We start from the raw sequence: 13,037 nt of genomic DNA, 5'->3' as shown, positions 1-13,037 counted from the left end.
CTCAGCTCTTCGTCCGGAACTTGTGGATCGCCACCGGTGCCATCACCGCCGTGATCCCCGCCGACCAGGCCAGCGTCACCCACAGATCCTGCGCGACCGGACCGCCCACCATCAGCCCGCGCGCCGCGTCGGCCAGCGTGGACAGCGGGTTGTAGTCGGTGAACGCCTGGAGCCAGCCCGGCATGGAGGAGGTCGGGGCGAAGATCGAGGAGCCGAACTGGAGCGGGAACAGCACCAGGAAGCCCATCGCCTGCACCGACTGCGCGTTCTTCAGGATCACCCCCAGGGTGAGGAACACCCACATGATCGACGAGGCGAACACCGTCGACAGCCCCACCGCCGCGAACAGCCCCGCCCAGTGCGCGATGTCGAAGCCGACCAGCACCGCGACGACCATCAGCACCGCCGTGGCGAACAGCATCCGCAGCAGCTCCACCGAGATCTTCGCGAACAGCACCGAGCCGCGCCCGATCGGCAGCGACCGGAAGCGGTCCATCACCCCGGTGTTGAAGTCCTGGCTGAAGCCGGTGCCGACGCTCTGCGACAACGTCATGCTCATCATCGCGAGCATGCCCGGGATGACGTACTGGACATAGCCGTCCTGGCCGCCGCCCAGCGCCTGGCCGATCGAGCCGCCGAAGACGTACACGAACAGCAGGGTGAACACGACCGGCATCAGCAGGGCGTCGAACATCGACTCCGGGTCCTGGCGGATCCACAGCAGATTGCGCCGGACCAGCGCGCCGGTGTGGCGCAGATGCCCGCGCAGCGGGATCCGGGCATCGTCCTTGACCCCGCGGGGCGCCTTCAGCTCGGTGGTGGTGACGGCGCTCATACGGCGACCTCCTCGCGGTCGGTGGCGGACTCGGTGTCCTGCGGGGTGCTCGCCCGGCGTCCGGTCAGGGACAGGAACACCTCGTCCAGGCTGGGCAGCTCGGTGACTATGGAGCTGATCGTCAGCCCCCGGGCCACCACCGCGCCGGTCACCGCGGTGAGCTGCTCGTCGCTGAGGATCGGCACGAGGACGCTGCCGCGCTCGGTGTCGACGGTGGTGGCGGCGAGCCCGGTCAGACCCAGCCCGTCCAGGGCGTGGGCGAGGGGGCGGAGCTGGAGCGGGTCGGCCGGCCTGATCCGCAGGGTGCGCCCGCCGACCTTGGCCTTCAGCTCCTCGATCCCGCCGTTGGCGATCACCGTGCCGCGGTCGACCACGGTCAGCTCGGAGGCGAGCTGCTCGGCCTCCTCCATGTACTGGGTGGTCAGCAGCACGGTCACCCCGTCGCCGACCATGGCCTTCACCTCGGCCCAGACCTCGTTGCGGGTCCGCGGGTCCAGTCCGGTGGTCGGCTCGTCCAGGAACAGCACCTCGGGGCGGCCGATCATGGACGCGGCCAGGTCGAGGCGGCGGCGCATCCCGCCGGAGTAGGTGCTCACCGGGCGGCGCGCGGCCTCGGTGAGGGAGAAGCGCTCCAGCAGTTCGTCGGCGCGGGCACGGGCGTCCCTGCGGGGCAGGTCCAGGAGGCGGCCGATCATATAGAGGTTCTCCCAGCCGGGGATCTTCTCGTCGACCGAGGCGTACTGCCCGGTGAGCCCGATCACCCGGCGCAGCATCCGGGGCTGGCGCACCACGTCGAACCCGGCGACGGTCGCCCGTCCGGCGTCGGGGGCGAGCAGGGTGGAGAGGATCCTGACGAGGGTGGTCTTGCCGGCGCCGTTGGGGCCGAGGACCCCCATGACGGTCCCCTCCCGCACCTCCAGATCGACGCCGTCCAGCGCCTTGGTCTCGCCGTAGTGCTTGACCAGTCCCCTGACGCTCACGGCGATCTCTTCGCCGCGGGGGTCTTTGTCGTTTCGTGTCATGCCGCGAGCTTCGCAAGCCCCACCGACAAAACGCCGACAGGCGACCGACAGGGGGGTGACGTCGTGTGCCGGGTGCGGGTCCGCTGTGGCCGTTCGCGCAGTTCCCCGCGCCCCTGAAAAGACCGTCGGCGGCAGCGCCCTTCTTCTAGGGGCGCGGGGAACTGCGCGAACGAGCCCCACCGGCCCGCACCCGACGACGCACCAATGGGGCGGCCCGCCGATGGGGGACGATCGGCGAGCCGCCCGGTGGTGCCAGGAATGGTCAGTGATCAGATGTCAGTGAACGGAATGCTCCTCCGCCGGGAACGCCCCCCCGACGACATCCTCCGCGAACGCCCTCGCCGCCCCCCCGATAACCCCCCGGAGGTCCCCGTACTGCTTGACGAACTTCGGTACCCGCCCGTCGGTCAGGCCCAGCATGTCCGTCCAGACCAGCACCTGCGCGTCCGTCTCCGGGCCCGCGCCGATGCCGACGGTCGGGATCTGGAGCGTGCGGGTCACCTCGGCGGCCAGCTCCGCCGGGACCAACTCCAGCACCACCGAGAACGCGCCCGCGTCCTGCACGGCCTTGGCATCGCGCAGCAACTGCGCCGCCGCCTCCTCGCCGCGCCCCTGCACCCGGTAGCCCATGGAGTTCACGGACTGCGGGGTGAGGCCGATGTGGGCCATCACCGGGATGCCGGACTCCACCAGCAGCTCGATCTGCCGGTGCGAGCGCTCGCCGCCCTCCAGCTTGACCGCGCCGACCCCGGCCTCCTTGATCAGCCGGGTCGCCGAGCGCAGCGCCTGCACCGGGCCCTCCTGGTAGGAGCCGAAGGGCAGGTCGCCGACGATCAGGGCACGGCGGGTGCCGCGCACCACGGCCGCGGACAGCATGGTCACCTCGTCGAGGGTGACGGGCACGGTCGTCTCGTAGCCGAGGTGGACATTGCCCGCCGAGTCGCCGACCAGGAGCACCGGGATCCCGGCCTCGTCGAAGACGGACGCGGTCATCGCGTCGTAGGCGGTGAGCATGGGCCACTTCTCGCCGCGCTCCTTGGCGAGGGCGATGTCGCGGACGGTGATACGCCGGGTGCTCTTGCCTCCGTACAGCGCTTTGCTGCCGTCGGAGGAAGGGGCACGGGCAGCCGAGAGCTGCGTCATGGCAACGGCTCCTTCAAAGTCATCTCCAGGCGCCCTGACGGCGTCCCGGGATCCCCTCCATGGTGGCACCTCGTCCCGGAGAGGACCAGGGGACCCACGTCACGTACCTCGCCCCACCCGGCGGCGGCTGACGTAAGGGCGCGGTAAAGAGCAGGGTAAAGATTTACGATACGGCACGGTCTCGTATCGTAATTCGCTACGCTCGCCGCCATGACTACTCCTGCCGTCCCCGCCTCGCGCATACCGGCCGAGGTGCACCGGCGCCGCTGGGCGATCCTCGGTGCGCTGATGCTGAGCCTGCTGATCGTGGTGCTCGACAACTCGATCCTCAATGTCGCCGTCAAGACGATCTCCACCCCGGCCCCGACCGGCCTCGGCGCCACCCAGAGCGAACTGGAGTGGGCGATCAACGCCTACACCCTGGTCTTCGCCGGTCTGCTGTTCTCCGCCGGGCTCCTCGGCGACCGGCTCGGGCGCAAGAAGGTGCTGCTGGGCGGGCTCGTCGTGTTCGGCGTCGGCTCGGCGTTGGCCGCCTCCGCCGGATCGCCGGGCGAACTGATCGGCTTCCGCGCGGTCATGGGCCTCGGCGCCGCCTTCGTGATGCCCGCCACCCTCGCCGTGCTGATGAACGTCTTCGAGCGGGACGAGCAGCCCAAGGCCATCGGCATCTGGGCCGGCGGGGTCGGACTCGCCATCGCCGTCGGCCCGATCACCGGCGGGATCCTGCTCGACCACTTCTGGTGGGGCTCGGTCTTCCTGATCAATGTCCCGATCGTGATCCTCGCCCTCGGTCTGATGATCTGGCTGGTCCCCGACTCCCGCGACCCCCGGCCCGGCCGGATCGACCCGATCGGCGTCCTGCTCTCCGTCGTCGGCCTGGTCCTGCTGGTCTTCGGCATCATCCGGGGCGGCGAACTCGCCGACTTCACCGACCCGGCCGTCCTCGCCACCATCGGCGCCGGACTCGCCGTCCTGATCGGCTTCGTGCTGTTCGAGAAGCGCAGCGACCATCCCTCCATCGACATCGGGTACTTCAGGAACAAGGTGTTCTCGGCCGCCATCGCGGTCATCGCGCTGGTCTTCTTCGCCCTGATGGGCGTGACCTTCTTCTCCGTCTTCTACACCCAGAGCGTGCGCGGCTACTCCCCGCTGGAGACCGGACTGCTGCTGCTCCCGCTCGCCGTCGCCCAACTGGTCTTCGCCCCGCGCGCCCGGCTGGTCGTCGACCGGATCGGCATCCGCGCCACCACCACCGGCGCCATGCTGCTGATCGCGGCCATGCTCGCCGCGTTCGCCACCTTCGACACCGACACGCCGATCTGGATCCTGGAGGTCGTCTTCTTCCTCATGGGCACCGCGATGGCCCACATCATGACCCCGATCAGCGTCGTCGTCATGCAGGCCCTGCCCCGCGAGAAGGCCGGTTCCGCCTCCGCCCTCAGCAACACCTTCCGCCAGGTCGGCGGCGCCCTCGGCATCGCCGTCCTCGGCTCGGTGCTCTCCGCCGCCTACCGCTCCGGCATCGAGGACAGCCTCACCGCCCTCCCCGCCGGGCTGCGGCACACCGCAGGCGAGTCCATCGAGGCCACCCTCGCCGTCGCCGCCCGGCTCGGCCCCGAGGGCAGCGCCCTGATCACCCCCGCCAACGACGCCTTCCTGCACGCCATGCACCTCACCGCCCTGTGCGGCGCGGGCGTCGCCCTGGCCGGCGCCCTGGTGGTGGGCCTGTGCCTGCCGGGACGGCCGGCCCCGGACCGGCAGCCCGGCAAGGAGACGGAGCTGGTCGGCGCGGGGGAGTGACGCGGAGGACAATGATCGGGGACGCGGCGCACCCCGCCGCCCCCACCGGTGAACGGCACCGCAGTGCACAGCACCACGGAACGGAGTGACGTGAACAGCCCCGCAGGCGACCGGCCGACGAACGGCGGCGCTCCCAAGGGACGCCCCCGCAGCGAGGCCGTGGAGCGCGCCATCCTGGAGGGCGCCATGAAACTCCTGGAGGAGGGGGTCCCGTTCGCCGAGCTGTCCATCGAGCGGATCGCCCGGACCGCCGGGGTCGGCAAGGCCGCCATCTACCGCCGCTGGAGCGGCAAGGAGGCCCTCTTCGTCGAGGTGCTGCGCGCCGCCGAGCCGCCCGAGCCGCCCCTGCCCGGCACCTCCATGCGGGACGACCTCGTGGTGCTGCTGGAGTCCCTGCGCCGCCGCGGACTCGCCAACCGGGGCTCGGCGATGCTCTACACCGTCCACGCCCAGATGAAGAGCAACCCGCGGCTGTGGGAGGAGTACCACAGCACCGTCGTCGCGCCCCGGCACGAACTGACCCGCCAGGTGCTGCGCCGGGGCCAGCGCGACGGCGAACTCCGCACCGATCTCGACCTCGAACTCCTCAGCGACCTCTTCATGGGCCCGATGCTGGTCCGCGCGGTCATGCGCCCCGACGGCGAACTGCCCGACCTGCTCGCCGAGGAGATTGTCGACACACTTCTCACCGGACTTCGCCCGCCCGCCACCCCGGACCCCTGACCGCGCCGACCGCGCCACGCCGGAGAAGACACCTCTTTCCGGACAGGTTCCGGGTCGGCGAATATGCGCGTTTCGTTACAGAGCACGCGTTCGGTACGGGGAACCGGAACTTGGGAAACCCCTTCGTTCGTCATCGTGCCCGTACGGCCGTCGCGTGACGGCGGGATCGGAGCCGATCATCCCCTAGGGTCTGTCAGGACACGGGGAGATGACGGTGCACGGCAGGTAGCGAGGCGACGGTATGGCGCAGCAGGCGTACGTGACGGAGACGGCGGACGGCGACGGCTCGGGCTCCGAGCAGCGCAGAACTCGGCTCCGGCGTCTGCTCGACGGCTGGCGCGACGGGCGGCGGGTGTGGCGGCGCGGCATCGTGCTCGCCCTGCTGGCGGTGGTGTCGGCGCTGGTGATGGGGCTGCACGCGCAGATCCCCAACCGGATCGGCAACCTCGGCAGTCTGATCGAGACGTTCCTGCCGTGGTTCGGGCTGGCCGTGCCGCTGCTGCTGGTGCTCGCCCTGTTCCGCCGCTCGGCCACCGCGCTGATCGCTGTGCTGCTCCCGGCGGTCGTCTGGCTGAATCTCTTCGGCGGGCTGCTCACCGGGAAGGCCGCCGCGACCGGCGGTGATCTGACCGTCGTCACCCACAACGTCAACGCCGAGAACCCCGACGCGTTCGGCACCGCCCGCGATGTGGCCGCCTCCGGCGCCGATGTCGTGGCCCTGGAGGAACTGACCTCGGACGCGGTCCCGGTCTACGAGAACGCCCTGGGCGAGACCTACCCCTACCACTCGGTGCAGGGCACGGTCGGGCTCTGGAGCACCTACCCGCTCTCCGACATCCGCCCGGTCGACATCGAGCTGGGCTGGACCCGGGCCATGCGCGCCACGGTCGCCGCGCCGGGCGGCGAACTCGCTGTGTACGTCGCCCATCTGCCGTCCGTCCGGGTCAAGCTGGAGGCCGGGTTCACCGCGCGGCAGCGCGACACCAGCGCGGACGCGCTCGGCGAGGCGATCGCGCGCGAGCCGGTCGAGCGGGTGGTGCTCCTCGGCGACCTCAACGGCACGATGAACGACCGCGCGCTCAACGCCGTCACCGCGCAGATGCGTTCCACGCAGGGCGCGGCGGGCGACGGCTTCGGCTTCAGTTGGCCGGCGTCCTTCCCGCTCGCCCGCATCGACCAGATCCTGGTCAAGGGCGTGGAACCCATCAGCTCCTGGACCCTCCCGGAAACAGCGAGCGACCACCTCCCCGTGGCCGCCCGGGTGGACCTGACGCAGCCCCGGTAGGCGGGTGTTGCTTTTAGGGGCGCGGGGAACTGCGCGACCGGCCACGACGCGCCCGCACCCGGCGAAGCACAGTCCCCACCCGACAGGGGCGCGGGGAACTGCGCGACCAGCCCCCACCCACCCGCACCCGAAACCCCCACCCGCACCCGCACTCACACCCAACCCCTAAAAAGACTCCCGCCACCCATTGGTGATCGGCAGTCGCCGATCCTTCCCGAACCCCTTCGGCGAGATCTTCGTCCCCGGCGGATACTGCCGCCGCTTGTACTCCGCCGTATCCACCATCCGCAGCGTCTTCGTCACCAGCCCCGCGTCGAACCCCGCCCCCACGATCACATCCGCCCCCTCGTCCCGGTCCACATACCGCTCCAGGATCGCGTCCAGCACGGAGTAGTCCGGCAGGGAGTCCGTGTCGACCTGCCCCGGCCGCAGTTCCGCGCTCGGCGGCTTGGTGATCGAGTTCTCCGGGATCGGCGGTGTCTGCCCCCGCTCCACCGCCGCCCGGTTGCGCCACTCGGCGAGCCGGAACACCGACGTCTTGTACAGATCCTTGATCGGCCCGTACGCCCCCACCGAGTCCCCGTAGAGCGTCGAGTAGCCGACCGCCAGCTCCGACTTGTTCCCGGGGGCCAGCACGATGTGGCCCTCCTGGTTGGAGATCGCCATCAGCGTCGTCCCCCGCAGCCGTGACTGGAGGTTCTCCTCCGCCAGCCCGGTCAGCCCCAGCGCGGACATGTACGCGTCGAACATCGGTCCGATCGGCACCGTACGGAAGTTCAGCCCCGTCCGCCGCGCCAGCTCCGCCGCGTCGCCCTTGGAGTGGTCGGAGGAGTACTTCGACGGCATGGACACCCCGTACACATGCTCCGCGCCCAGCGCGTCGCAGGCGAGGGCCGCCACCAGCGCCGAGTCGATGCCGCCGGACAGCCCGATCAGCACCGAGCGGAAGCCGTTCTTGGTGACATACGCGCGCAGACCGACGACCAGCGCCGAGTACACCTCCTCGGCGTCGTCCAGCCGCTCCGCGTACCCCCCGGTGTGCACCGGCTCGTACCGCTCCACCGGGTCCTCGGACAGCACCACCCGGTCGATCCGCAGCCCGTCGTCCACGATCCCCTCGGGCGCGTCGGAGCGCGCCGCCGGGAGGTCCAGGTCGAGCATCATGCAGGTCTCGGCGAACTGCGGCGCCCGCGCGATCACCTCGCCCGCCGCGTCGACCACGATGGAGTCGCCGTCGTAGACCAGCTCGTCCTGCCCGCCCATCATCGCCACGTACGCCGTGGTGCAGCCCGCCTCCTGGGCGCGCTTGCGGACCAGTTCCAGCCGGGTGTCGTCCTTGTCCACCTCGTAGGGGGAGGCGTTGAGGGAGACCAGCAGGCCCGCGCCCGCCGAGCGGGCGGCCGGCACCCGGCCGCCGTCCTGCCAGAGGTCCTCGCAGATGGCCAGCGCCACATCCACCCCGTGCACCCGCAGCACCGGCATGGTGTCGCCGGGCACGAAGTAGCGGAACTCGTCGAAGACGCCGTAGTTCGGCAGGTGGTGCTTGGCGAAGGCGAGGACGACCTCACCGCCGTACAGCACCGCCGCCGCGTCCTGCGGGGCACCGGCCGGCTGGCCGTACCTGGGCTGGGCGGTCTCGGAGCGGTCGAGGTAGCCGACCACCACCGGCAGCCCGCCCAGGCCCTCGGCGGCGAGCCGGGCCGCCAGGTCCCGCAGCGCGGCGCGCGACGCCTCGACGAAGGAGGTGCGCAGCGCCAGGTCCTCCACGGGATACCCGGTCAGGGTCATCTCCGGGAACGCCACGAGATGCGCTCCCTGCCCGGCCGCGTGCCGGGTCCACTCCAGGATCCGGTCGGTGTTCCCGGCGAGGTCGCCGACCCGGGCGTCGATCTGGTTCATCGCGAGACGTAGTTGAGGCACGGGTGCCAGTGTAATCGTCAGAGCGACGCGATGGGGGGTGCGACGGTGTGGGGCGCCCCACGAACGCCCCGTCGCGCCCCTGTACCCCCCGTACCGCCGTACGGCCGGGCGGCTACGACCGCTGCCACGCGGCAGCAGGTCTACGACCCCGTCTCCGTCTCCGTCTCCGCCTCCGCGCCCCGCTCCCGCAGCATGTCCGCCATCAGGTCGATCTCCGACTGCTGCCCCTGCACCATGCCCTGCGCGAGCCGCTTCTCCGCGCCCACCGTGCAGCGCGACACACAGCCCTCGGCCATATGGATCCCGCCCTGGTGGTGCTCGGTCATGAGCTGGAGATAGAAGATCTCGGCCTGCTCGCCATTGAGCCGCCCCAGCTTCTCCAGATCCGCGTTCGTGGCCATGCCCGGCATCAGCGAGCCGTCGCCCTCGCTCGGCATGGACCCCATGTCCATCCAGGTCATCGGCGGGTCCGTGGACACCTTGGGCAGCCCCCACAGATCCAGCCAGCCCAGCATCATGCCCCGCTGGTTGGCCTGGGTCTGCGCGATGTCGTAGGCGAGCCGCCGCACCTCCTCGTCATCGGTGCGGTCGCGCACGATGTACGACATCTCCACCGCCTGCTGATGGTGGACGGCCATGTCCCGGGCGAAGCCCGCGTCCGCCGAGTCCGCCGCCGGCGGCTCGACCCCCGAACCGTCGTCCCCGGCGACCGCGTAGGTGATCGCGCCCGCCGCGACCAGCGCCGCCGTGACCGTCCCGGCGATCCATCCCGCCTTGGCCCGCTTCATCATCGCCGCCTCACCCGGCCAGCCCGCCGGTGCACGCGGCACCCGGCTCCGGTGTCTGCTCGCCCTGCACGAACTTCTCCAGGAACGCGTCCAGCTTCGGGTCGTCCGCGCCGGTCACCGTCCGCTGGTAGCCCCAGGCGCTCAGCATGATCGGCGACGCCTGGTCCTCGTCCGGACTCATCAGCGTGTACGGGGTCGCCTCGACCTTCGCCGCCAGCGCGTCCACGTCCGCCTTCGCCGCCTCGCTGGTGTACGTCACCCAGACCGCCCCGTGCTCCAGCGAGTGGACGGCGTTGACCTTCGGGATCGCCTTCTCGTAGACGTCCCCGTTGCAGTTCATCCAGACCTGGTTGTGGTCACCGCCGACCGGCGGCTCCATCGGGTAGTCCACGTCCCCGGCGACATGGGTCTGGGACAGCTCGCCGTCCCACTTCTGCACCCCGTCGGCGTCCGCCACGAACGTGCCGGTGCCCGCGCTCTTGCCGTCGCTCGCCGTGTCCGAGGAGTCACCGGACTGCGAGCGCACCAGCACCACACCGCCGACGACCAGCCCGGCCACGACCACCGCGCTCACGGCGATGGTCAGGATCCGGTTGCGCCGGTCCCGGGAGCGCTCCGCGCGGCGCATCTCCTCGATCCGGGCCTTGCGCGCCGCGCTGTCTCTGTTCTTGGCCGAGCCCATGGGGGGTGCCCTTCTGGGATGTGGAGCGGGAAAGGACGATGGTCGGGTCAACTGATCGTAGTGCGATCCGTTCGCCGGCCGTACCGCACCCGCCCGGTGGGCCATTACGGATGCCGGGACGAGAAGGCAAGATGGGCGGGAGAGCGCGGCACCCGCCGTATCCAGGGCGTTCAGCCCCGGGTCGGCGGGGCGATCGAGGTCCGCAACGCGCGCGAAACGGTGTTGTGGTGTGATGCTCAGGTGCCCGACCGTGTGTTCCGGTCCTCTCGGAGCGGACGGCCTGACCAGCAAGGATGGGGAAGCGGAAGATGGACAAGCAGCAGGAGTTCGTGCTCCGGACGTTGGAGGAGCGCGACATCCGGTTCGTGCGCCTGTGGTTCACCGACGTTCTGGGCTTCCTCAAGTCCGTGGCCGTGGCTCCCGCCGAACTCGAACAGGCATTCGATGAGGGGATCGGTTTCGACGGCTCCGCCATCGAGGGCTTCGCCCGGGTCTACGAGTCCGACATGATCGCCAAGCCGGATCCCGGCACCTTCCAGGTGCTGCCCTGGCGTGCGGAGACCCCCGGCACCGCCCGGATGTTCTGCGACATCCTGATGCCCGACGGCTCCCCGTCCTTCGCCGACCCCCGCTATGTCCTCAAGCGCGCCCTGGCCCGCGCCTCCGATCTCGGCTTCACCTTCTACACCCACCCCGAGATCGAGTTCTTCCTGCTCAAGCACAAGCCGGTCGACGGCTCGGTGCCCACCCCGGCCGACAACTCCGGCTACTTCGACCACACCCCCACCAATGTCGGCATGGACTTCCGCCGCCAGGCGATCACCATGCTGGAGTCCATGGGGATCTCGGTCGAGTTCTCCCACCACGAGGGCGCCCCCGGCCAGCAGGAGATCGATCTGCGCTACGCCGACGCCCTGTCGACGGCGGACAACGTCATGACGTTCCGGCTGGTCATGAAGCAGGTCGCGCTGGAGCAGAACCTCCAGGCGACCTTCATGCCGAAGCCGTTCTCCGAGCACCCCGGCTCGGGCATGCACACCCACCTCTCGCTCTTCGAGGGCGACCGCAACGCGTTCTACGAGTCCGGCGCCGAGTACCAGCTCTCCAAGGTCGGCCGCTCCTTCATCGCCGGGCTGCTGCGGCACGCCGGGGAGATCTCCGCGGTCACCAACCAGTGGGTCAACTCCTACAAGCGCATCTGGGGCGGCTCCGAGCGGACGGCCGGTGCGGGCGGCGAGGCCCCCTCGTACATCTGCTGGGGCCACAACAACCGCTCCGCGCTGGTCCGGGTCCCGATGTACAAGCCGGGCAAGACGGGGTCGGCGCGGGTGGAGGTGCGGTCCCTGGACACCGGGGCCAACCCCTATCTCGCCTACGCGGTGCTGCTGGCGGCGGGGCTGAAGGGGATCGAGGAGGGGTACGAGCTGCCGCCGGGGGCCGAGGACGACGTGTGGGCGCTGTCGGACGCGGAGCGGCGGGCGATGGGGATCGAGCCGTTGCCGCAGAACCTGGGGGAGGCGCTGTCGCTGATGGAGCGGAGCGATCTCGTCGCCGAGACGCTGGGGGAGCATGTGTTTGATTTCTTCCTGCGGAACAAGCGGCAGGAGTGGTTTGAGTATCGGTCCGAGGTGACTGCTTTTGAGTTGCGGAAGAATCTGCCGGTGCTTTAGGGGGGCGTGAGGGGGGTGGGGGCGGGGGTTGTGGGGCGGGTTTCCGTGGGTGGGGGGCTCGTCGCGCAGTTCCTCCCCCAGAGGGGGTACCCCCAGCGCCCCTGAAAGCCCTGTCGTCGCCGTGAGGGAGCAGGGAACCCCTTCTGGCTAGTCCCTTGCCGCTGCCTGGACTGTCAAGGCTGTGTGGAGGGGCTCGGCGGCGCGGCGGCGGTACTCCTGGATGGACCAGGCGTTGCCGTCGGGGTCCTTGAAGTACATGAAGGTCCCGCCGTCCTCGGGGGCGTAGGTGACCGGGTCCGAGACCTCCAGGCCCCGCGCGGTCAGCTCCGCGTGGGCCGCCTCGATGTCGGCCACGCAGAGCTGGAGGCCCCGGTAGGAGCCGGGCTCGGGAGCCGACCCGCCCTCGGAGAGGTTCCACAGGGCCTCGCTCAGGGCGATGGAACACCCCGAGCCCGGTGGGGTGAGCTGGACCAGGCGCATGCCCGGCATGATCTCCTGGTCGAGGTCGACCTGGAAGCCGACCCTGTCCCGGTAGAAGTCCCTGGCCCGGTCGATGTCGCTCACGGGCAGGGGGATCACTTCCAGGGTGTAGTCCACGGCCCCTCCTCGGGGTGTCGGCCTCGCGGTGTCAGCGGAACCGCCAGCGGGTCTGGCTGAACGGCTCCCCCTTACCGAAGCCGAAAACGGTCCCCGGCGCCACCGAGAAGACATAAGCGTGCCCCGGCCCGTGGTGGAAGCAGCCGTCGGCCACCTCGAAGTGCCAGAAGCTGCCGTACTTGGCCTCCCAGGCCGCCGCCAGCTCGCGCAGTCGGCCCTCGTCCGTCACCCGGACCGCCTCGCCCTCGACCACCAGGTCGTAGCCCTGGTCCCAGAGATTCACCCCGGTGGTGAGGACGACCTGCGGGTTCCGGGCCAGATTGCGGGCCTTGCGCTCCTCGGGACCGGTGCAGAAGTGCAGCGCGCCCCCGGACCAGACGGCCGGCAGCGGGGTCACGTGCGGGCGCCCGTCGGGCCGTACCGTCGAGATCCAGAACAGTTCGGCCGCGGCCAGCCGTTTCTCCGCGTCGGCCCAGGGCACCGCGGTGGCCGCCGGGTCGCTGTAGCGGGCGTCCAGTTGGGTCTCGGGCGGGGTGTCGGTCATGCGGTACCTCCGGATGCGGGTGCGGTCT

12 protein-coding genes are annotated in these 13,037 nt (G+C 70.6%); 4 read left to right on the top strand and 8 right to left on the bottom strand.

Features of this window, described 5'->3' with window-relative positions; genetic code table 11:
• Position 1 precedes the first annotated feature (1 nt).
• From AB0O01_RS03540 to panB, 3 genes are all read right to left on the bottom strand, one after another.
• The gene (locus AB0O01_RS03540) at positions 2–835 is read right to left on the bottom strand and encodes an ABC transporter permease (protein WP_365310628.1); all 834 of its coding nucleotides are present in this window, start codon (positions 833–835) and stop codon (positions 2–4) included.
• Complete coding sequence (locus AB0O01_RS03535) at positions 832–1,857, bottom strand: ATP-binding cassette domain-containing protein (RefSeq protein WP_365310626.1); 1,026 nt, start codon at positions 1,855–1,857, stop codon at positions 832–834. Before AB0O01_RS03535 ends, AB0O01_RS03540 begins: the two co-directional genes overlap by 4 nt.
• A gap of 276 nt (positions 1,858–2,133) precedes the next feature.
• The gene (gene panB, locus AB0O01_RS03530; protein WP_365310624.1) at positions 2,134–3,000 is read right to left on the bottom strand and encodes a 3-methyl-2-oxobutanoate hydroxymethyltransferase; all 867 of its coding nucleotides are present in this window, start codon (positions 2,998–3,000) and stop codon (positions 2,134–2,136) included.
• A 210-nt stretch (positions 3,001–3,210) separates the two neighbouring features.
• Here panB and AB0O01_RS03525 point away from each other — a divergent pair, with 210 nt between their 5' ends.
• The 3 genes from AB0O01_RS03525 (at position 3,211) to AB0O01_RS03515 (ending at position 6,808) form a co-directional block, all read left to right on the top strand.
• The gene (locus AB0O01_RS03525) at positions 3,211–4,800 is read left to right on the top strand and encodes an MFS transporter (RefSeq protein WP_365310622.1); all 1,590 of its coding nucleotides are present in this window, start codon (positions 3,211–3,213) and stop codon (positions 4,798–4,800) included.
• Positions 4,801–4,890: 90 nt separating this feature from the next.
• Positions 4,891–5,523: a TetR/AcrR family transcriptional regulator gene (locus tag AB0O01_RS03520; RefSeq protein ID WP_365310620.1), complete on the top strand. Its 633-nt coding sequence runs from the start codon at positions 4,891–4,893 to the stop codon at positions 5,521–5,523.
• A gap of 241 nt (positions 5,524–5,764) precedes the next feature.
• Entirely contained in the window at positions 5,765–6,808 is a 1,044-nt protein-coding gene (locus AB0O01_RS03515) for an endonuclease/exonuclease/phosphatase family protein (protein ID WP_365310618.1), read from the top strand.
• Positions 6,809–6,973: 165 nt separating this feature from the next.
• Here AB0O01_RS03515 and AB0O01_RS03510 read toward each other — a convergent pair whose 3' ends face one another.
• The 3 genes from AB0O01_RS03510 to AB0O01_RS03500 form a co-directional block, all read right to left on the bottom strand.
• On the bottom strand, positions 6,974–8,728 hold the full coding sequence (locus AB0O01_RS03510) for an NAD+ synthase (RefSeq protein WP_365310616.1): 1,755 nt from the start codon (positions 8,726–8,728) through the stop codon (positions 6,974–6,976).
• A 140-nt stretch (positions 8,729–8,868) separates the two neighbouring features.
• Positions 8,869–9,516 carry a DUF305 domain-containing protein gene (locus AB0O01_RS03505; RefSeq protein WP_365311219.1) on the bottom strand — a complete coding sequence of 216 codons (648 nt, stop codon included), beginning with the start codon at positions 9,514–9,516 and terminating at the stop codon, positions 8,869–8,871.
• A 10-nt stretch (positions 9,517–9,526) separates the two neighbouring features.
• Positions 9,527–10,198 carry a DUF3105 domain-containing protein gene (locus tag AB0O01_RS03500; protein ID WP_365310614.1) on the bottom strand — a complete coding sequence of 224 codons (672 nt, stop codon included), beginning with the start codon at positions 10,196–10,198 and terminating at the stop codon, positions 9,527–9,529.
• A gap of 308 nt (positions 10,199–10,506) precedes the next feature.
• Between AB0O01_RS03500 and AB0O01_RS03495 the strand changes: the two genes are divergently transcribed.
• Positions 10,507–11,868, top strand: coding sequence for a glutamine synthetase family protein (locus AB0O01_RS03495; RefSeq protein ID WP_365310612.1), 1,362 nt, complete (start codon positions 10,507–10,509; stop codon positions 11,866–11,868).
• A gap of 147 nt (positions 11,869–12,015) precedes the next feature.
• Here the strand turns inward: AB0O01_RS03495 and AB0O01_RS03490 are convergent, their stop codons facing one another.
• Together AB0O01_RS03490 and AB0O01_RS03485 are read right to left on the bottom strand one after the other, a co-directional pair.
• A complete protein-coding gene (locus AB0O01_RS03490) occupies positions 12,016–12,465 on the bottom strand; it encodes a VOC family protein (RefSeq protein WP_365310610.1) in 450 nt (149 codons plus the stop codon).
• A 31-nt stretch (positions 12,466–12,496) separates the two neighbouring features.
• A complete protein-coding gene (locus AB0O01_RS03485; RefSeq protein ID WP_365310608.1) occupies positions 12,497–13,009 on the bottom strand; it encodes a pyridoxamine 5'-phosphate oxidase family protein in 513 nt (170 codons plus the stop codon).
• Positions 13,010–13,037 lie beyond the last annotated feature (28 nt).

This window comes from Streptomyces sp. NPDC093252, from assembly GCF_040683675.1.
GTDB lineage: Bacteria > Actinomycetota > Actinomycetes > Streptomycetales > Streptomycetaceae > Streptomyces.
Note: the sequence above shows the minus strand (reverse complement) of the source record. Positions and strands in the feature narration are given on the sequence as shown.

Excerpts from the sequence above, each read along its gene's own strand:
- AB0O01_RS03540 (WP_365310628.1), bottom strand. The coding sequence starts at position 835 with ATGAGCGCCGTCACCACCACCGAGCTGAAGGCGCCCCGCGGGGTCAAG.
- AB0O01_RS03535 (WP_365310626.1), bottom strand. The coding sequence starts at position 1,857 with ATGACACGAAACGACAAAGACCCCCGCGGCGAAGAGATCGCCGTGAGC.
- panB (WP_365310624.1), bottom strand. The coding sequence starts at position 3,000 with ATGACGCAGCTCTCGGCTGCCCGTGCCCCTTCCTCCGACGGCAGCAAA.
- AB0O01_RS03525 (WP_365310622.1), top strand. The coding sequence starts at position 3,211 with ATGACTACTCCTGCCGTCCCCGCCTCGCGCATACCGGCCGAGGTGCAC.
- AB0O01_RS03515 (WP_365310618.1), top strand. The coding sequence starts at position 5,765 with ATGGCGCAGCAGGCGTACGTGACGGAGACGGCGGACGGCGACGGCTCG.
- AB0O01_RS03505 (WP_365311219.1), bottom strand. The coding sequence starts at position 9,516 with ATGAAGCGGGCCAAGGCGGGATGGATCGCCGGGACGGTCACGGCGGCG.
- AB0O01_RS03500 (WP_365310614.1), bottom strand. The coding sequence starts at position 10,198 with ATGGGCTCGGCCAAGAACAGAGACAGCGCGGCGCGCAAGGCCCGGATC.
- AB0O01_RS03495 (WP_365310612.1), top strand. The coding sequence starts at position 10,507 with ATGGACAAGCAGCAGGAGTTCGTGCTCCGGACGTTGGAGGAGCGCGAC.
- AB0O01_RS03485 (WP_365310608.1), bottom strand. The coding sequence starts at position 13,009 with ATGACCGACACCCCGCCCGAGACCCAACTGGACGCCCGCTACAGCGAC.